The 19,034-nt window shown below is 72.2% G+C and carries 16 protein-coding genes and 2 riboswitches; of the genes, 7 read left to right on the top strand and 9 right to left on the bottom strand.

Features of this window, described 5'->3' with window-relative positions; genetic code table 11:
- The 5 genes from ACFPCY_RS05875 to ACFPCY_RS05855 form a co-directional block, all read right to left on the bottom strand.
- Window positions 1-1,488 (bottom strand): VWA domain-containing protein, encoded by a 1,488-nt coding sequence (locus tag ACFPCY_RS05875; RefSeq protein ID WP_378252521.1) that lies wholly within the window; start codon window positions 1,486-1,488, stop codon window positions 1-3.
- Window positions 1,485-2,867, bottom strand: a complete 1,383-nt coding sequence (locus tag ACFPCY_RS05870; RefSeq protein ID WP_378252520.1) for a hypothetical protein — start codon at window positions 2,865-2,867, stop codon at window positions 1,485-1,487. The genes ACFPCY_RS05875 and ACFPCY_RS05870 overlap by 4 nt, the downstream gene beginning before the upstream one ends.
- Window positions 2,867-3,361: a hypothetical protein gene (locus ACFPCY_RS05865; protein WP_378252519.1), complete on the bottom strand. Its 495-nt coding sequence runs from the start codon at window positions 3,359-3,361 to the stop codon at window positions 2,867-2,869. Before ACFPCY_RS05865 ends, ACFPCY_RS05870 begins: the two co-directional genes overlap by 1 nt.
- 61 nt (window positions 3,362-3,422) lie before the next feature.
- On the bottom strand, window positions 3,423-4,172 hold the full coding sequence (locus ACFPCY_RS05860; protein ID WP_378252518.1) for a rhomboid family intramembrane serine protease: 750 nt from the start codon (window positions 4,170-4,172) through the stop codon (window positions 3,423-3,425).
- 77 nt (window positions 4,173-4,249) lie between these two features.
- Window positions 4,250-6,079, bottom strand: coding sequence for a DEDD exonuclease domain-containing protein (locus ACFPCY_RS05855; protein ID WP_378252517.1), 1,830 nt, complete (start codon window positions 6,077-6,079; stop codon window positions 4,250-4,252).
- A 135-nt stretch (window positions 6,080-6,214) separates the two neighbouring features.
- Between ACFPCY_RS05855 and ACFPCY_RS05850 the strand changes: the two genes are divergently transcribed.
- The 7 genes from ACFPCY_RS05850 to ACFPCY_RS05820 all read left to right on the top strand — a co-directional run bounded on the left by ACFPCY_RS05850 (window position 6,215) and on the right by ACFPCY_RS05820 (window position 14,216).
- Window positions 6,215-7,597 carry an NYN domain-containing protein gene (locus ACFPCY_RS05850; RefSeq protein ID WP_378252515.1) on the top strand — a complete coding sequence of 461 codons (1,383 nt, stop codon included), beginning with the start codon at window positions 6,215-6,217 and terminating at the stop codon, window positions 7,595-7,597.
- A 135-nt stretch (window positions 7,598-7,732) separates the two neighbouring features.
- Complete coding sequence (locus tag ACFPCY_RS05845) at window positions 7,733-7,987, top strand: hypothetical protein (protein ID WP_378252514.1); 255 nt, start codon at window positions 7,733-7,735, stop codon at window positions 7,985-7,987.
- 190 nt (window positions 7,988-8,177) lie between these two features.
- Entirely contained in the window at window positions 8,178-9,131 is a 954-nt protein-coding gene (locus tag ACFPCY_RS05840) for a C40 family peptidase (RefSeq protein ID WP_378252513.1), read from the top strand.
- A gap of 431 nt (window positions 9,132-9,562) precedes the next feature.
- A riboswitch (cyclic di-AMP (ydaO/yuaA leader) is annotated at window positions 9,563-9,779 on the top strand.
- 40 nt (window positions 9,780-9,819) lie between these two features.
- Entirely contained in the window at window positions 9,820-10,335 is a 516-nt protein-coding gene (locus ACFPCY_RS05835) for a C40 family peptidase (protein WP_378252512.1), read from the top strand.
- Between the two features lie 134 nt (window positions 10,336-10,469).
- Window positions 10,470-10,597, top strand: a riboswitch (cyclic di-AMP (ydaO/yuaA leader).
- Between the two features lie 26 nt (window positions 10,598-10,623).
- Window positions 10,624-11,418: a CHAP domain-containing protein gene (locus ACFPCY_RS05830; RefSeq protein ID WP_378252511.1), complete on the top strand. Its 795-nt coding sequence runs from the start codon at window positions 10,624-10,626 to the stop codon at window positions 11,416-11,418.
- Between the two features lie 33 nt (window positions 11,419-11,451).
- On the top strand, window positions 11,452-12,792 hold the full coding sequence (locus ACFPCY_RS05825; protein WP_378252510.1) for a hypothetical protein: 1,341 nt from the start codon (window positions 11,452-11,454) through the stop codon (window positions 12,790-12,792).
- Complete coding sequence (locus ACFPCY_RS05820) at window positions 12,789-14,216, top strand: M48 family metallopeptidase (protein ID WP_378252509.1); 1,428 nt, start codon at window positions 12,789-12,791, stop codon at window positions 14,214-14,216. The genes ACFPCY_RS05825 and ACFPCY_RS05820 overlap by 4 nt, the downstream gene beginning before the upstream one ends.
- A 144-nt stretch (window positions 14,217-14,360) precedes the next feature.
- On the opposite strand, the gene ACFPCY_RS05815 is transcribed toward ACFPCY_RS05820, so the two are convergent.
- From ACFPCY_RS05815 to ctaC, 4 genes are all read right to left on the bottom strand, one after another.
- Window positions 14,361-15,713 carry a L,D-transpeptidase gene (locus tag ACFPCY_RS05815; RefSeq protein WP_378252508.1) on the bottom strand — a complete coding sequence of 451 codons (1,353 nt, stop codon included), beginning with the start codon at window positions 15,711-15,713 and terminating at the stop codon, window positions 14,361-14,363.
- Between the two features lie 236 nt (window positions 15,714-15,949).
- Window positions 15,950-16,360 (bottom strand): cytochrome c oxidase subunit 4, encoded by a 411-nt coding sequence (locus ACFPCY_RS05810; protein WP_378252507.1) that lies wholly within the window; start codon window positions 16,358-16,360, stop codon window positions 15,950-15,952.
- Between the two features lie 3 nt (window positions 16,361-16,363).
- Entirely contained in the window at window positions 16,364-18,010 is a 1,647-nt protein-coding gene (gene ctaD, locus ACFPCY_RS05805; RefSeq protein ID WP_378252593.1) for an aa3-type cytochrome oxidase subunit I, read from the bottom strand.
- A gap of 74 nt (window positions 18,011-18,084) precedes the next feature.
- Window positions 18,085-18,876, bottom strand: a complete 792-nt coding sequence (gene ctaC / locus ACFPCY_RS05800; protein ID WP_465251209.1) for an aa3-type cytochrome oxidase subunit II — start codon at window positions 18,874-18,876, stop codon at window positions 18,085-18,087.
- Between the last annotated feature and the right edge of the window lie 158 nt (window positions 18,877-19,034).

The raw sequence follows: 19,034 nt of genomic DNA, 5'->3' as shown, positions 1-19,034 counted from the left end.
CTAGTCGAGGAAGTTCTTGAGTTCGGACACCAGCTTGCGGATCCTGCCGGAGATCACCGGGGTGCCCATGGCCTTGAAGCGCTGCCGGAACCACGGGTTGACGACCTGCGTCCCCGAGCTGGTCACCGAGCCGACGGGGATGACCTTCACGCCGGACCGGTGCAGGGACTGGAGGCCGTCGAACAGCGGCTGGGAGCGGTCGAACTCGTAGAAGTCCGAGATCCACACCAGCACGGTGTTCCGCGGGTCGGTGATCTTGGGACGGGCCATGGCCAGCGCCACCGGCCCGTCGTTGCCGCCGCCCAGCTTCGTGCGCAGCAGCACCTCGAAGGGGTCGTGCACCCAGGGCGTGAGGTCGATCGCGCGGGTGTCGTAGGCGATCAGGTGGACGTCCACCTTGGGCAGCCCCGCGAAGATCGACGCCAGGATCGTGCAGTTGACCATGGAGTCGACCATCGACCCGGACTGGTCGACCACGACGATCATGCGCGCCGGGGTGGTGCGCTTGGCGGTGTGCTTGTAGAAGAGCCGGTCGACGTAGAGGCGCTCGTCGTCCGGGCTCCAGTTGGTGAGGTTCTTCCAGATCGTCCGGTCGAGGTCGAGGTTGCGGAACACCCGCTTCGGCGGGACGGACCGGTCGGGCGTCCCGGCGCTGGTCTGCTGGACCTGCGTCCGCAGCACCTCGGCCACCTCGTCCACGTACCGGCGGATCAGCGCCTTGGCGTTGGCGAGCGCCACGCCGGACAGGTTCGACTTGTCGCGCAGCAACTGCTCGATCAGCGACATGCTGGGCGTGAGCCGCCGGGCGAGCTTCGGGTCGGCGAGGACCTCGCGCAGCCGCATCCGCTTGACCAGGTCGCCCTCGATGTCCCGGAGGATCTTCTCGACGTCCCCGGCGTCGAAGCCGGACCCGCCGGGCGCCGGACCGAAACCGCCGCCGGGCCTCTCGCCCTCGCTCGTCCCCCCGTTCCCGCTCGGCCCCTGGCCTTCTCCCGGGCCCTGCCCCTCGCCGGAGCCCTGCTCTCCGCCCGAGCCATTCCCCTCACCGGAGCCCGGGCCTTCGCCGTTGCCGCCGCACAGGGCGCGGCGGAGCCGGTGGGCGTCGCGCTGCCACGCGGCGAGCTGGTCGGCGCTGACGTTGCCCTGGCCGGTCTGGAACACGTTGAGCAGCAGCTTCGAGAGCAGCGCGGCGTTGCGGACGGCCTTCTCCGACGGGCCGTCGTCGCCACCGGCCCGGACGGCGAACAGGCCGTCGAACTCGGCTTCGAGCTCGGGGAAGCGCTGGAGCAGGGTGTCCATGGACACGCCGGGGTCGAGCAGCGCCGGGGGCAGGCCCACCGCGTCCACCACGGCGACGCTGGACGACTCCAGGGCGGGCTGCTCCTCGGCGTCGAACATCCGGGCCATCAGCCGCCAGTACAGCGCCTGCCTGCGGTTCGCGTGCACGCGCTTCTCGTGTGCGCGGTCATCGTCGTCGAATTCGGTCATTTGCGCAGCAACCGTCCCGCCCGCTCGCGCAGCACGGCGACCGCGTCACCCGACCGGGCCTGCGCCTTGACGATCTTCGGATCGGTGGGGCCGAGCGCCCAGTCGCCACCGTGCGCGGTCACGGGCTTCTTCTTCACCGTGGCCTGGACGGCGAGCGGGCGCAGCGACCAGCCCGCCGAGTCCCAGCGGACGAGCCCCACGCAGGCCGTGGACGCCGCCACGAGCTCGGGCGTCAGCGGGCCGGCACCGGGCAGGTTCCCGAACTCGACCCGCAGCCGGTGGTCGTCGAGGAGCAGGTCGGAGCCGTCGATGCGGTAGCCCTCCAGGAAGACCGGTTCGGCGATGCGGACCGGATGCCGTTCCAGCGGCGGGACGGGCGGCGCGACGGCCTCTTGCAGTTGGAGGCGGGCGGTGGCGAACGGGTCGGCGGGCTCGCCGGGCTCGGCCGCGTCCTCGGACCAGATCAGGTCGCCGCCGGGCAGCAGGGCCATGCCGTCGATCTCCACGGCGCGGCGCTCGGCGAGCGCGGCCAGCAGGACGGGGTGGCCGTCCAGCAGCCGCCAAACGGCCGGCCCGACGATGGTGTCGACCTTCCCGGCGGTGACGTTCGTCCGCACGAGCCGCCGGGTGTCGCCGCTCTCCAGCACGCCGTGGACCTGCACCTGGGCGGCGGTCGGGTGCTCGTGGACGTCCGCGCCGAGCGGCAGCAGCCGCCCCGAGACCTGTTCGGCGGACGCGCCGGAACCGCCGTCCGGCCAGGTCAGGAGCATGGCGCGGGTCCAGAGGTCGGCCCAGCGGCGGGACGGGACGCGATCCATCGTCGCGACCGGGCTGGACGCGCGAAGTTCGGCGGCGAGGCCGTCCATCAGCACCGCGACGCGGCGCGCGCCGGGGTCGGCGAGCAGTGCCTCGACGGTCGGGTCGACCGCCGAGACCAGGTCGTGGCCGACGCCGCGCCAGCCCGTCACGGCGACCTCGTGCAGCCAGGAACGGGCTCCGGCCAGCAGGTTCGTCCCGGCGGACGGCGGCGGCGCGGGACGGTCCCACTCCGCGCGGACGCGCCCGGCGGCGGTGTCGAAGCGGTCGAGCAGGGCGTCGTGGACGGCGCCGAGCAGCGCCGCGCGACCGGCGGCGAGCAGCCCGAGGCCCTCCTCGGACGCCGACCCGCCGCCTGCCTTGGCCGCGGCCTCCGCCACCGCCGGCCCGAGCGGCGCGGCCGACAGCGCGGCGGCCAGGGCGTCGAGCGCGGCGGCCTGCGGCTCTCCGAGCCGTCCGAGGCCGTGGGTCAGGGCGCCGTCGAAGCCCGCGACCAGGTCGAGCGCGTCGCCGACGCCGTCCGGGAGACCGCCGGTCAGGGCGGCCAGGTGCACGGCCAGCATCAGCCCACCGCCCCGGCCGGGAACCACTGCATCTCGGGCAGGGGCGTGGTCACGGCCGGCAGCTCCAGGTAGGCCAGGTGCCGCAGGAACCGGTTGAACACCACCGCGGCCGGGGCGCTCTCCTTCGTCCCGTCGCGCAGGCCCGCCGACAGGTCGTCGCCCTCGATTCCGAGGAACTGCGCGACGCGTTCGTTTCCGTATTGCAGTGCGGCCTCGGCGACGAGCGCCTGGAGATGCTTGCACATCGAGCCGCCGGTCAATCCTCCGCACGGTCTGTTGTTGTTGGTGCTGCAACTGAAGGAATGCGTTTCGGCGGCAATGGACGAAACGTAAACCCGGGCGATGTCGGAACCGCTCGACACCACTCCTTGCAGGCGTCCGTCCGCCATTTCGACGAACGGCACCTTCGCCAGTTTCCGCGCCTTGGCGGAGGGCGTCACCCGCACCACGGCGGACCGCTCCCACGCGAGGTCATCCGCGTCCTCGTTCGACATGCCGCAATCATCCCAAGGGGGTACGACAAAAATCCGGGGATCGCGGCCCGCCGAAGAGGAATCAGCCCCGGGACAGCGCGGCGATACCGCGCGACGGCCCGGCGCGCCGGGCCAGGAATGCGAACAGCATCCCGCTCACGAAACCGTAGATATGCGCCACGTAGGCGACGTTGCTCTCTTTGTCGCCGAGGGAGAACCACTGGAGGACGAACCAGTATCCGAGCACCACCCAGACGGGCAGCCGGACGAAGATGACCGGCGCGACCCAGCTGACGATCCGGCCGCGCGGATTCAGCACCAGATAGGCGCCCAGCACCCCCGCGATCGCCCCGGACGCCCCGATCAGCGGGACGGTCGAGTCCGGCGTGGTGTAGGCGAACCCGTACACCGCGACGAGCCCGAAGACCAGGTAGCTGAGCAGGTACCTGAGCCGTCCGAGCCGGTCCTCCACACCCATCCCGACGACGAACAGCACCACCAGGTTGCCCAGCAGGTGCAGCCAGCCCGAGTGCAGGAACATCGAGGTGAACGCCGACGTCCACGGCGTCTTGGTGAAGGTGGACTGGCCGCACTCGTGCGCGATCTGGGCCGGCATCGGCTGCTGCTCGCCGGTCGTCAGCTCCTTCGGGACGGCCCCGTACTCCATCGTGAACTGGGCCGCCCGGCACTGCCGGACCTCGTTCTCGCCGTACCAGCTGGCGAAGTGCGCCATCGGCGTGAGCAGGAACACCAGCACGTTCGCGGCGACCAGCAGGTAGGTCACCCAGGGGACCCGCCGGGCGGGCTGACTGTCGTACAGGGGCAGTGCCATGTGTGGGGGCGTCCTGATCGGGAGGCGGAAGCGGCTGACTCGGGCAAGCGGCTGACTCGGGCAAGGTGTAGCAAACCCTAACGCTCGGACGGGTCGACGGCGGCGTAGGCGTTGTCGATCCAGCCGCGCAGCGACTCCGCGCCGTGGGCGGGGCAGGTCCACTCGCCCTCGACCTCGACGAGCCGGACGCCCGGGCCGTCCATCCAGCGCAGCACGCACTCCATCTCCTCCGCGCCCGTGCCGCCCGCGCCGGTCATCGCGCCGGGGGCGCCGCCCGCGCCGGGCAGGACGGTCTCGGCGGTCGCGATCAGCGCGTCCACGTAGGGGCGGGGCGCGGCGCGCGGCGGGACGGTGCCGGCGGCGGCGAGCCGCCCGTACCGGACGACCGAGAGCTCCCAGCCGCCGTCGAACGCCGGACGCGCCGCCACGACCTGCGGCAGCCGGGCGAGCGCGGCGAGCCGCTGCCCCCGCGCCGCCGCCCGGACGAACGCGGCGAGCCGGTCGCGCTGGGCGGCGGCCTCCTCGTACCGGTACTCGGCGGCGAGCCGGGCGATGCGCAGCCGCGCCGCCGCCACGACCGGCCGGACGTCGCCCTGCATGACGGCGCGGGCGGCGTCGGCGTGCTCGGCGTACTCGTCCTGGTCCTCGTGGCCGACGCAGGGCGCCCCGCAGCGTCCGATCTCCGCCAGCGCGCACACCCGGCCCTTGCCCTGCTCGACCAGGCGGAGCGACAGCCGCTGCGTGCACTGCCGCAGCGGGATCGCCTCGTGCACCGCCGCCTTCGCCTCCTCGGCCTGCCGGGACGACGACAGCGGCCCGAGGTAGACCGCGCCGTCGTCGCGGCACTCGCGCACGATCGACAGGCGGGGGAACGGCTCCGCGGTGAGCTTCAGCCAGATCGCCCGCTCGGGGAACTTGGACCGCCGGTTGTAGCGGGGCTTGTGCTCCGCGATGAGCCGCAGCTCGCGGACCTCGGCCTCCAGCCCGGTCGCGCACACGATCGTCCGGACGCGCTCGGCGAGCCCGACCATCTCCCGCGCGCGCCACCGCGTCTCCGAGCCGGTGAAGTAGGACCGGACGCGGGTGCGCAGGTCGGTGGACTTGCCGACGTAGAGGATCTCGCCGTCCGCGTCCTCGAACAGGTAGACGCCGGGCGCGCTCGGCACGTTCTCGGCGAGGTGCCGCTTGCGGCGCTGCTCGGGCGTCGGGGCCTTCGCGAAACCCTTCAGCTCCTCCAGGGACGTGACGCCGAACGAGCCGAGCCGCTCGATGAGGCCGTGCAGGACGTCCACGGTGGCCTTGGCGTCGGCGAGCGCGCGGTGGCAGGGCTCGGTGGCCGTCCGGAAGTAGCGGGCGAGCGTGGCGAGCTTGTGGTTCGGCACCTCGTCGCGGGTCATCACGCGGCGGGCGAGGTCGACGGTGTCGACGACGGGGAAGGACGGCCAGGCGTACTCCAGCTTCGCGCACGCCGCCTTCAGGAACCCGATGTCGAACGGCGCGTTGTGCGCGACGAGCACGCTGCCGCGCGCGAACTCCAGGAACGCCGGGAGCACCCGCTCGATGCGCGGCGCGGCCACCACCATCTGCGTGGTGATGCCGGTCAGCGCCGTGATGAACGGCGGGATCGGGCCGCCGGGGTCGACCAGCGTGCCGAAGTCGCCGAGGTGCTCGCCGCCGCGCACCTTCACCGCGCCGATCTCGGTGATGGCCGACTCGGCGGGCGAGCCGCCGGTGGTCTCCAGGTCGACGACGACGAAGGTGACCTCGGCGAGGGGCGTGCCCAGGTCGTCGAGGGTGCCCTGCACGGGCGGGCCCTGCGGCGGGACGCCCGGGACCGCGCGCGGTCCCTGGGACGACGCCTCCGGCGGCGGGGGGACGGACCCGGGAACGTGGTGCGCGGACGTCATGACGGCGACCGTAGGACATCGCACCGACAGAACGCACCGACAGAACGCACCGGCAGAACGCCCGCCGGGCTCGGCCCCGGGTCCCGGTGCGCCCGGACCGCTAGGCTTGGCCCCGGTCTCCGCCGGTTGAGGCGGGTGACCTCGGGAAACAGACATCCCGAGAACGGTCGGCCGAAGGAGCAGATCATCGACAGCGGCCCGGAGGCGGCGGAGCGCCCGCCCCGCCCCCTGCCCGAGGCGGTCCGCCAGAGCGTGGTGGAGGCCGCCGCCGAGCTGCTCGGCGCGCTGCCGCTGGACGAGGTGCCCGCCCCGCTGCGCCGGTTCGCCCGGTTCGAGCGGCGCAAGCGCGCCAAGCTCGCCGGGCAGCACATCGCCGCGCTGCTGGAACGGGACGAGGCGTTCCGGGCCCGCGTCGCCGAGGCCGAGCGGGAGACGCATCCCGACCTGGCCGCCGCCGTCGAGGACGGCGCCGTCCCGCCCGCCGCCGACCCGGTCCGGGTCGCCGCGATCGGCTACCTGCTCCGTCCGGAGGGCTGGGCCGACCTGGTCGAGAACGCTCGCGCCGAGCTGGACCGGTCGGCGTCGCTGACGGAGGGCGAGCGGGCCGAGCGCCGCATCGCCGAGCTGCGCGCCGAGCTGTCGGCCGCCCGCGCCAGCCGGGGCGCCGACATCGACCGCGTCCGCGGCGAGCTGCGGGACGCCAAGGCCGAGATCGCCGAGCTGCGCCGCAAGCTGCACGAGGCCCGGACGAAGGCGAAGGTGGAGCGTGCCCGCGCCGACGCGCTCGCCGAGGCGACCGAGCGCGAGCTCGCCGAGGCCCGGGACGCGCGCGCCGCCGCGGAGAAGGAGCTGCGCAAGCTGCGCGCCCGGCTGGACCGCGCCGAGGCGGGCGCGGAGGCCGCCAAGCGCGCCGCCCGCGAGGGCCGCAACATCGACGACGTCCGGCTCCGCATGCTACTGGACGCGCTGGTGGACGCGGCGCAGGGCGTCCGGCGGGAGCTGGCCCTGCCGTCCACGATCGGGCGTCCGGCCGACCTGGTCACCGGTGGCGAGGCCGGGTCACCGCCGCACCGGGCGCTGCCCGGCCGCGCCCTCTCCGACGGGGATCCGCAGCTGCTCGACCGGCTGCTCCAGCTCCCCGGCGTCCACCTGGTCGTGGACGGCTACAACGTCACCAAGACCGGCTACGGCGACCTGCCGCTGGCCGACCAGCGCTCCCGCCTGCTGTCCGGGCTGGGCGGGCTGGCCGCCCAGACGCGGGCCGAGGTCACGTGCGTCTTCGACGGTGCCGAGCTCGACGCCCCCGTCGCGACCGTCGCACCGCGGGGCGTCCGCGTCCTGTTCAGCCAGTCGGGGCAGACCGCCGACGAGCTCATCGGCGAGCTCGTCCGTGCCGAACCGGGCGGACGCGCCGTGGTGGTCGTCTCGTCCGACCGGGAGGTCCAGGACGCCGCGCGGCGGGCCGGGGCCCGTCCCGTCCCCTCTCCCCTGCTGCTGAAGCGCCTGGGCCGCTCCTAGCCCCGTCAGGGGCCTTTGAGGGCCTTTTGGGGGACACGCCCGACGGGGCGTGATCGTCCCGGAGAGTTCTGTCACACCCCCGGCGTAGCGTCCCTGGGCGTCGGGAAACCGCCGGACCCCGAAGGGAGTGGCGTGATGTTGATCGAGTGTGAGGAATGCCGGGGGCGCGAGCACGGCTGCGGGGAGTGCGTCGTGTCCGCCCTGCTGGAATCCGCTCTCCGGGACGAGACCGCCGATCAGGGCCCCGAACAGGTCGTGGCCTACGTGTCGGACGGGATCGTCGAGGAGCGCGTCCCGCTGGACGCGCGGGAGCGCCGGGCGCTGGCCCTGCTCGCCGATCTGGGGCTCGTGGCGCCCCTGCGCCGGGGACGGATCCCACGCGCATCGTGAGCCCCGGGTGACCCACGGTAGGCGAAACGGTCGCAAGTAGATCAGATAGTTAGGAATCGGTTGTGACCGGTGTGGCCCCTCGCTAGTGTCGTCCGCTGACGTCTTGGACGAGAGGGGCATATCGAACGTGGCCAGTGTTCCCAAGCGTGGCACCACGACCCGCCGTGTGTTGGCGACAGCCTGCCTCGCCGTGGCGACCTCGCTCACCCTCCCCCCGGCCTTCGTCAGCGCCGCCCCTGCCAAGCCCAGCGTTGACGAGGTCAAGAAGAAGCTCACCAAGCTGAACGAGCAGGTCGACCAGGCGGTCCAGCAGTACAACAAGACCCAGAGCGACCTGAAGGCCGCGAAGAAGAAGCTGGCCGCGGCGAAGAAGGCCGCCGACGACCAGCAGAAGAGCTACGAGAGCCAGCGCCGGCAGATCGCCCAGATGGCGGCCACCGCCTACAAGAACGGCGACACCGACTCGGTCACCGGCTTCGTCTCCGCGGGCAACCCGCAGGTCGTGCTGGACCAGGCCGCGGTCATCGCGCAGCTCTCCCGCAACCGCACCGGCGCCCTCGCCCAGTTCCTCGCCGCCGCCCAGCGCGTGGCGCGGGAGAAGGCGCAGGCCCAGCAGACGCTGGACGACGTGACCGGCAAGCTCAACCAGCTCAAGAGCCAGAAGGCCGGCCTGGACAAGCAGGTCAAGGAGCAGAAGAAGCTCCTGGACAAGCTCGGCGGCCAGGACCCGACCGACAAGGGCGGCAGCGGCGGCGGTGGCGGCGGCGGTACCTACAACGGTCCCGCGAGCGGCAACGCCCGCACGGCGATCAATTTTGCCTACGCCCAGTTGGGCAAGCCCTACCAGTACGGTGCGGACGGCCCGAGCACCTACGACTGCTCCGGCCTGACGGAGAAGTCGTGGGCGGCGGCCAACGTCGACATCGGCCGCGACACCTACGCCCAGTGGGGCAACCTGCGGCACGTCAGCCGCAGCGACCTCCAGCCCGGCGACCTGGTGTTCTTCAGCAACCTCGGGCACGTCGGCCTCTACATCGGCAACGGCAAGATGATCCACGCGCCGCACACCGGCACCGTGGTCCAGATCGCCGACATCACCTCGGGCTACTACCAGTCCAACTTCTACGGGGCCGCACGCCCCTGACAGCAGGCGAATCCGGCGGTCCGCCGCCGCCAGAACCGTTGAGCCAGGTCGCTGACCTGGCTCAACGGCGTTTTGGGGGATGATTTGCCTTCTGATTGATGTTTGCTACCTTGTGGGCACTCGCGGCGTCCCCCAGACGCCGTTCTCCTCGCGACGCGCCCCACGCGCCGCGGAACCGGCGGGACGCCGTCCAGGCGCCCCCGTTCCCCTCGCGACGCGCCCCACGCGCCGCGTCCCCCGGCAGGCTCCGGCCCGTCCGTGCGCACGCGAACGGCGTGCATGGCGCCCAGCGCGCGCCGCGGCGGAATGAACCCGGCCCTGCCGACGTTGAGCCCCTTTCACACGGGCTTTGCCTTTCCCACAACATCACGCCGCTCGTCCGCACGCGGGACATCAGGGTCCCGTCGTCCGGCCTCATCTCGCCCCGGGACGAGACGGCAGCGCCGAGTCCGCGCACAGCGCGGAGCCGGGGACCCACCAGCGCCCGAGGCGTCCGGAGCACGTCAGGACGGCCCAGAGCGGCGCAGGGGTGAATCGGCGGTCTCGCCCCCATCTCAGGGCCTCAGCGGCCCGGTCCGGGACCTCCGTAGGGCAGCTTCCACGCCCGAACCCGACAGCTAACCCGGTAGGCGTCTGGAAGAAGGAGAAACCCCTGTCCAGCAACGCTGTCAGCAGCAACGCCCGCCCCGTGCGGATCCTGGGCGGCCTCGCGGTCGCCACCGCCGTGGCGACGCCGGTCGTGATGGCCGGCCCGGCCCCCGCGCAGGCGGCGACCGCCAAGCCCGTGAGCGTGGTGGTCAAGCAGGCCAAGCACAAGACCTGGGCCCAGCGCGAGGTCCTCGCCCAGAAGGCGCTGAAGTACGCGGCGTCCAAGAAGGGCAAGCCCTACCGTTACGGCGCCGCGGGCCCGAACGCCTTCGACTGCTCCGGACTCGTCCAGTGGTCGTACCGCAAGGCCGGGGTGCAACTGCCCCGCGTCACCACCGCCCAGTACCGGGCCGTGAAGAACAAGATCGCCTGGAAGAACCTGGCCCCCGGAGACCTGGTGTTCTTCAACGGCAAGGGCCATGTGGGGATCGTCTACAAGAAGAAGGGGCGGACCCTCTACATGATCCACGCCCCGCACACCGGCGACCACGTCCGCGTGGTGAAGCTCGACAGCTACCGCAAGAAGACCTTCGCGGGCGCCGTCCGCCCCTACTAGGGCGGAAGTCCGCAGGGCCCGGCGGCCCCGAATCCGCCGCCGGGCCCCCCTCCGCTCGCCGTTCAGCGCGAGCCGTCCCCTCCAGCGGGACAGTCCATCTTCAGCAACGGACGCGCCTCATCGAGGGCGTCCGCCGCCGAGTCCGCCGTGACGTGGAACACGTCCGGGCGGAGCCGGGGACCCACCTTCACTGGGGTGAATCGGCCGATCAAGGCCGTAGGGCAGCTTCCACGCCCGAACCCGACAGCTAACCCGGTAGGCGGCAGGGAAGCCGAGGAGAACCCAGTCGTGTCAGGTAAGCACCGCAAGAACCCCCTGTTCCTCTCTCTGCGCACCACCGGCGGCCTCGTCGCCGGGGCGGCCCTGGTCGGCACCGTCGCCGCGACCGCCGCGCACGCCTCCGTCGCCGACCCGAGCGCGGCCCGCCCGCAGGCCGCCTCCATGCGCCTGGCGGACGCCGCCATGGCCCAGAACACCGTGCCGCTGGCGAAGAAGAACGCCCCGCGCGAGGCCGCGGCCGTCCGCCCGCAGGCGAACGGCTCCGCCGCGAAGGGCGCGCAGAAGCCCGCGACGGCCCCGGCCGCGCGCAGGCTGCCCACCGCCGCCCAGGCGATCAAGACCGCGACCTCGCAGGTCGGGATCAGCGAGGACGGCGCCGGCAAGACCAAGTTCCAGCAGTGGTACATGGGCACCGACCGGGCGAAGCAGACGCTCGCCCGCGACGGCGGCTCGCTCGGCGAGTACGCCGCCGCCGAGTGGTGCGACATGTTCGTCTCCTGGGTCGGCCAGCAGATCGGATTCTCCGACCAGTTCGGCGCGGACGCCTGGACCGTCGCCCACGCCAAGTGGTTCCAGCAGCAGGACCGCTGGGGCACCACGCCCAAGCCCGGCGCGGTCGTCTTCTTCTCCTGGGGCGGCGGCAAGAGCGTCGAGGACATCCAGCACGTCGGCATGGTCATCAAGGACAACGGCAACGGCACCATCAAGACCGTCGAGGGCAACACCGGCGGCGGCGCGGTCGAGATCAAGACCCGCCCCACCGCGACCGTCGTCGGCTACGGGTACCCCGACTACGCCAAGTGACCGGCACTCCCGGCCGCGCCCTAGGATCGCCGCATGAGCGACGAGCGGGCCGAGGAGACCGACCCCGCCCCCGCGTCTGACGCGGGACCAACCCGAGAGCCCGCCACCGTCGAGTCACCCTCGCGGCGGCGGGCTCTCGCGCTGCTCGCGGGCGGCGGCGCGGCGGCCTGCCTCGCCGCCGGGGCCGGGATCTACGCGCTGACCCGCGGCTCGGACGGCTCGTCCCCGACGGGCGGCTCGTCCGCGCCGGACGGGCCGGACGGGCCGTCGCCCTCGCCGGTCGGGACGCCCGATCCGCAGGCGGTCGCCGCCGTCCTGGCGAACCGGGCGCGGGCCGTCCGGGAGCGGAACCGGATCGCGTTCCTCGCCACGGTCGCCGACGCGCCCGCCGCGTTCCAGCAGGCGCAGGCCCGCCTGTTCGACAACCTCCTCAAGCTCCCGCTGGACGGCTGGGAGGAGCGCCCCGGCCGACCGCACGGTGACTCCGGTGTGATCCAGGTCTCCATGCGGTACCGGCTCGCCGCGTTCGACACCGGTCCGGTCGCCCGCGCCCGGTACCTGGCCTTCGCGCCGCGCTCCGGCGGCTGGACGATCATCGGGGACGGCTCGTCCGCCCGGCTCGCCGACGACGCCGACATCGTGGACGCCGGGCCGCTCACCGTCGTCCGCAAGGGGCCCGTGCTGGTCGCGGGCGACGCGTCCGGGCTGGACGAGGTCGCCCGGCGGCTGGTGGCGGCCGTCCCCGCCGTCACCGGCGTCGTGGGGACGTCCTGGGCCCGCCGTGCCGTGGCCCTGGCCCCGGCCGACGCCGTCCTGGCCGGACGGGTCGCCGGAGGCGGCCAGGACGTCGCCCAGTTCGCCGCGCTGGCCGTCGTCGCCCCCGGCCCGGACGGCTCCCCCGGCCAGGACCGGATCGTGGTCTCCCCCACCTTCGCGCGGCTCAACGCGCTCGGCCGTGACGTCGTCCTCACCCACGAGCTCACGCACGTCGCCACCGGCGGCGCCCGCGACGGGCGCACGCCCATCTGGCTCATCGAGGGCTTCGCCGACTACGTCGGCTACCGGAACACGAAGATCACGGCGAGGGCGGCGGCGCGCGAGCTGGCGGCGGACGTGGCCGCCGGACGCCTCCCCACCGCCCTCCCGTCCCGCGGCGACTTCGACGGGGCGTCCGGGCGGCTCTCCCAGGCCTACCAGGAGGCGTGGCTCGCCTGCCGCATGGTCGCCGACCGGTACGGTGAAGCCACCCTCGTCCGGCTCTACCGGGCCGCCGGGCGCGAGCCCGAGGCCGCCGCGCTGCGCCGGGTCCTGGGCATCCCTCCGGACGCCTTCACCGCCGACTGGCGCGACTACCTGCGCAAGGAGCTCTCATGAGCGACGCCACCGCCGATCCGCGCGACCCCTCCGAGACCGCGCCGCCCGCCGCGGAGGCGGGGGCGTACCGGAGGCCGCGGACGGCGGCGGCGGTGGCCGCGGCGGTGCTGTTCGCCGCCGTCGCGGTGGTCATCGCCGTGACGACGCCCTGGAACCCGCTGCCCGGCTCCGTCCCCGGCGGGCACGTCCGGCCCGATCCCGCGCCGGACTTCAGCCCCGCCGAGATCCACCGAGCGGCGGCGTTCGACCACGCGCTCAACTGGCCCGCCTACCTCCGCCTGGTCACCGCGCTCGTGGTCGTCCTCGGGCTCGGGTTCAGCCCGCTCGGCGCGCGGCTGCTCGGCAGGCTGACCGCGCGGACCCGCCGCTGGCCGCTCCGCGTCCTCGTCGGGACGGTCGTCCTCACCTCGCTGACCTGGCTGGTCTCGATGCCGTTCGCGGCGTGGGGCGAGTCGATCCTGCGCGACTACGGCCTGTCCACGCAGAGCTGGACGGGCTGGTTCACCGACCAGCTCAAGTCGCTCGGCGTCACCTGGGTCACCTACGCGATCGCGCTGCTGCTGCTCGTCGGGCTGATCCGCCGGTTCCCGCGCTACTGGTGGACGGGCGCGGCGGCGGGCGCGTGCGTGCTCGTCGTCGCCGCGTCGTTCGCCTATCCGGTCATGGTCGAGCCGGTCTTCAACAAGTTCCACTCGCTGCCCGCCGGGAAGCTGCGGACCGACCTGCTCGACATGGCCCGGCGGGACGGCGTGCCGGTCTCCGACGTCCTGGTCGCCGACGCGTCCCGCCGGACGACCTCGCTGAACGCCTACGTGTCCGGGTTCGGCTCCACCCGCCGGATCGTGGTCTACGACACCCTGCTGACCTCGATGTCCACGCCCCGGATCGAGTCGATCGTCGCGCACGAGCTCGGCCACGCGAAGAACGACGACGTCCTGCACGGGACGCTCATCGGCGCGCTCGGCGCGGCGGGCGGCGTGTGCCTGCTCTACCTGCTGCTGACCTCGCCCCGGCTGCTCCGGCGCGCCGGGATGAGCGCGCCCGCCGCGCGGCGCCCGGGACGGGAGGAGGCGGCGCGCGACCCGTCCGTCCGGAACCGGGGCGCGGCCGATCCGCGCGCCCTCGCGCTGACGCTCGCGCTGATCGCCCTCGCGACGCAGGTCGAGGGCCCGGTGCAGAACCTCGTGAGCCGCCACATCGAGGCCCGCGCCGACGCGCACGCCCTCAACCTCACCCGCGACCCGATGACCTTCGCGACCATGCAGCACGAGCTGTCGGTGCGGAACATCTCCACGCTCACGCCGGACGCCGTCGAGACGCAGCTCTGGTCCGACCACCCCACCGGCCCCGAGCGCATCGCCATGGCCCGCGACTGGGCCCGGATGCACCACGTCGCCGAGCCGCCCCCGCTCGTCCACCACTGAACGCGGACGGGCCGCCCGGCGGGAAGCCGGACGGCCCGTCCGCGCGAGCCGGAACGAAGCCGCGTCAACCGATCACCGTCTCCGGCCTGCCGCCGATCATCGATTCGCACCGGCCGCCGATCATCGACTCGGACAGGCCGCCGGTCATTGGTTCGGGCCGGCCGCTCCCTGCGCGGTCGGCGCGCCGCTCGGCCCGCTACTCGGCGGGGAACCGGGCGCCGGAGGCGTCGCGCTCGGCGAGGCCGCCGCGTCCGTCTGGGAGCCGCCCGCCGGGGCGGGAGCGCTGCCCTGCGGACCGACGTTCAGCGCCTGCTTGAGCGCGCTGCCCGCGACCCACTGCTTCCACTGCATCTGCCAGAAGCCCCAGCCGTTGTCCGGCTCCAGCTCCCGGTCGGTGCCGGTGATCCGCACCGGGTCGCCCCGGTAGGAGAAGTTGTAGAACCAGCGCGCGTTCTCCGGGCTGGCGTTCACGCAGCCGTGGCTCACGTTCGAGTTGCCCTGGTCGCCGACCGACCACGGCGCGCTGTGCACGTACTCGCCGCTGTTGGAGATCCGGACGGCCGCGTAGACCGTCTCGCGGTAGTAGTCCGCGCAGCCCGGCCCGCACCCGGTCGTGGACGAGTCCATGATGACCGGGTCGTCCTTCTCCATGGTGAGGTGCTGGCCGTTGGTCGTGGTGTACTTGCGCTCCCCGCCGCGTCCCATGCTGACCGGGATCGTCCGGACGAGCCTGCCGTTGCGCCGCACGTACATCATGTGCGTCACCGCGGACGCCTTGGTGATGTGCGAGTCGCCGACGCGGAAGCCGGCCGCGACGTCCTTGGCGCCCCACAGCCCCTTCCCGGCCCGGACGCCGCTCAGGTGCGCGCGGAACGACACGTTCGTGTGGGCGGGCCAGAACTTCTCCGTCCGGAACACCGCCGTCTGGTCGTCGAACCAGTGCCACGCCCCCGCGACCGGCTTGTCCGACCGGACGTCCAGCGACCGCTCGACCGCGGCGCGGTCGCCCACCGCCTGCTCGAACCGCAGGACGATCGGCATCCCCACGCCGACCGTCTCCTTGTCGTCCGGCCCCTCCAGGGACGCGTCGATCGTCCGCTTCACCCTGGACGTGCTGAACTCGCTGCTGACCGTCCGCGTCCTGCCGTCGCGTCCCAGCGCCGTCGCGGTCACCGTGTAGTCGGTGCCCGGATCGAGCGTCCACCGGGACCTCCAGTGGGTCCGGTCGGCGCTCAGCACGCCCTCGACCGGATTCCCCTTGTGCGCCACGGTCACGTTCTCGACCGTCCCGCGCTGTGCCGCGACCTGGATCACCGAGTCCGGCCGCAGCCGGTCCCCGCCGTCGCCGGGCGAGACGCTCAGTCCCACCCCGCCGTCGCCCCGTCCCGCCCCGCCGTCCGCGCAGCCCGCCAGGCCGGCGGCCAGCGTGACACACGCCGCCGTCCCCCGGGCGAGCTTCAGTGTGGCCCGGCGGCGCCGGCCCGTTCCCTCAGCCATGCCGACCCGCACCGTCTGAACCCCCGCTAGTCGTCACTCTCCGTATGTGATCTTGCTCGGAGGGTGTCGTACCCCGGACGGGCGCCCATTATGTAAGGGCCTGTGCCCGCGAGACGCGGACACAGGCCCCTTTGAAGATCGCTTTACCGGAGCGGTACCCCGGACGGCGCGACCACCGCCGGATCAGTGCGGGACGGACGGCTCAGCGCGAGACGGACGCCTGCGGGACGGACGGCTCAGTGCGCGAAGTGGCCCCGGTAATACTCGAAGACCAGGCCGATCGTGGAGAGCAGCAGCCCGGCGCCGCCGAGCAGCACCATCCACCAGCCGAACACCATGCCGAGCGACACGAACGCCGCCGACCCGCCGATGTACAGCGGCCACCACGAGTGCGGGCTGAAGAAGCCCAGCTCGCCCGCGGCGTCGCCGATCTCGCCCTCCGGGTCGTCCTCGTACAGCGGGCCGCCGTTGGCGCCCTCGAGGCGGCGGATGGTGAAGTGGATGTAGAAGCCGATCAGGCCCGCCAGGCCGATGGCCAGGGCCAGCGCCGTGGTGCCGGTCCAGTCCTTGGACCAGAGCCAGTAGACGACGTCGGTGGCGAGGAAGAAGACCGCACACCCGTAGAACATGAACGCCTGAACGCGCATCGGCTACTCCTCCGTTTCCGTCGCGGGCTGCGCGGACGTGGTGTCCGAGGCGAGCTGGACCCGCCGGTTGGACATCTCGATCGGCTCGCCCTTGGCCCCGACGTGCGGGTGGTGCAGGTCGAAGGCCGGACGCTCGGAACGGATCTTGGGGATCGAGTTGAAGTTGTGCCGCGGCGGCGGGCACGAGGTCGCCCACTCCAGGGACGAGCCGTAGCCCCACGGGTCGTCCACCTCGACGCGCTTGCCCTTCTTCCACGTGATGTACACGTTGTAGAAGAACGGCAGCATCGAGGCGCCCAGGATGAACGAGAAGATCGACGACACCTGGTTGAGGCCGGTGAACTGGTCGGCGTAGTCGGCGTACCGGCGCGGCATGCCCTCGGCGCCCAGCCAGTGCTGGACCAGGAAGGTGCCGTGGAAGCCGATGAACAGCAGCCAGAAGTGGATCTTGCCGAGCGTCTCGTTCAGCATCTTGCCGGTGAACTTCGGCCACCAGAAGTAGAAGCCCGCGAACATCGCGAACACCACGGTGCCGAACACGACGTAGTGGAAGTGCGCCACCACGAAGTAGGAGTCCGAGAGCTGGAAGTCCATCGGCGGGGACGCGAGGATGACGCCGGTCAGGCCGCCGAACAGGAAGGTGACCAGGAAGCCCAGCGACCACAGCATCGGCGTCTCGAACGTGAGCTGCCCCCGCCAGATCGTGCCGACCCAGTTGAAGAACTTCACACCCGTCGGGACGGCGATGAGGAACGTCATGAACGAGAAGAACGGCAGCAGCACCTGGCCGGTGACGAACATGTGGTGCGCCCAGACCGTCACCGACAGGCCGGCGATGGAGATGGTGGCGAAGACCAGGCCGATGTAACCGAACACCGGCTTGCGGCTGAACACCGGCAGGATCTCGGTCACGATGCCGAAGAACGGCAGCGCGATGATGTACACCTCTGGGTGCCCGAAGAACCAGAACAGGTGCTGCCAGAGCAGCGCGCCTCCGTGCGAGGCGTCGAAGACGTGCGCGCCGAACTTGCGGTCGGCCTCCAGCGCCAGCAGCGCGGCGGCGAGGACCGGGAACGCCAGCAGGACCAGGATCGAGGTCAGCAGGATGTTCCAGGTGAAGATCGGCATCCGGAACATGGTCATGCCCGGCGCGCGCATGCACAGGATCGTGGTGATGAAGTTGACCGCGCCCATGATCGTGCCGAAGCCCGACATGGCCAGGCCCATCACCCACATGTCACCGCCGACGCCCGGCGAGCGGACCGCGTCCGACAGCGGGGAGTAGGCGAACCAGCCGAAGCTGGCCGCGCCGCCCGGCGTCAGGAAGCCCGCGATGACGATGATCGAGCCGAACAGGAACAGCCAGTAGGCCAGCATGTTCATGCGCGGGAACGCCACGTCCGGCGCGCCGATCTGGAGCGGCATGATCACGTTCGCGAAGCCCGCGAACAGCGGGGTCGCGAACATCAGCAGCATGATCGTGCCGTGCATGGTGAACAGCTGGTTGAACTGCTCGTTGCTGGTGATCTGGAGCCCCGGCTTGAACAGCTCGGCGCGCATGACCAGGGCGAGCACGCCACCGATCAGGAACATGATGAAGGACGTGATCAGGTACAGGTACCCGATCTTCTTGTGGTCGGTCGTCGACATCCAGTCGGCGATGATCCGGCCCTTGCGTGTCCTCCCCGCGACGACCGTCGCGGTCGGCGCGTGGCTGATCGCGGTCACTTGACACCCCCCGCCGCCTTGGCCTTCTGGTTGGCCAGCCACGTGTTGTACTGGTCGGGCGAGACCACCTGGAGCTGGAACAGCATCCGGCTGTGGTCCACACCGCAGAGCTCGGCGCAGCGGCCCTCGTAGGTGCCCTGCTTGCGCGCGGTGAACTCGAACTCGTTGGTGTATCCCGGCATGACGTCCTTCTTGTAGAGGAGCGCCGGCACCCAGAACGAGTGGATGACGTCGTTGGCGTGCAGCCGCACGCGGATCGTCCGGTCCGAGGGGACGACCATGACGGGCTTGGCGCCCGCCGGGGCGTTCGGCGCGACCGGCGTGCCGACCACGGACGCGACGGTCTGCTCCTGACCGCCCTGCTTCTCCTTGTAGTCGAACTGCCAGCTCCACTGGAAGCCCGTGACGTCGACCGTGACCGCCGGGTTCTTGGTGGTCTTCTCGACGTACGACTCGTCGCGCGCGGTGAAGTAGAACAGCACACCGATGATCACGAACGGCACCGCCGTGTACAGGATCTCGATCGGCATGTTGTAGCGGACCTGCGGCGGCAGATCGTCGGAGCGCTTGCGGTGGAACAGCACCGCCCAGATGATCAGGCCCCAGACGACGGCGCCCACCGAGAACGCAGCGATCCAGGAGCCCTGCCAGAGCTTCAGCATGCGCTCGGCCTGGTCGCTGATCGGCTCGGGCATGCCCAGGCGGGACGCCTGACCGCTGCACGCGGTTGCGGACAGCGCCAGCAGACCTAGCGCGCCGGCGCTTTTGATTGCGCGGCGACTGCGCACAGGCGTACGCCGCTCCCCAGAGCGGGTCGGACTCACGGAATGCCTTCCCCACGGATGAGAGCCCAGGGAACTCCCGGGCGGTGAGATCAGTTGTTACACGTTTGGGGGACACATTAGCGCGAGGGTCCGCGACTCCCCCGCCGGGGTGCCCGGTTAGG

The organism is Actinomadura gamaensis (assembly GCF_042652125.1).
Taxonomy (GTDB): Bacteria; Actinomycetota; Actinomycetes; order Streptosporangiales; family Streptosporangiaceae; genus Spirillospora; species Spirillospora gamaensis.
This window is presented reverse-complemented; position numbering and strand designations above follow the sequence as displayed.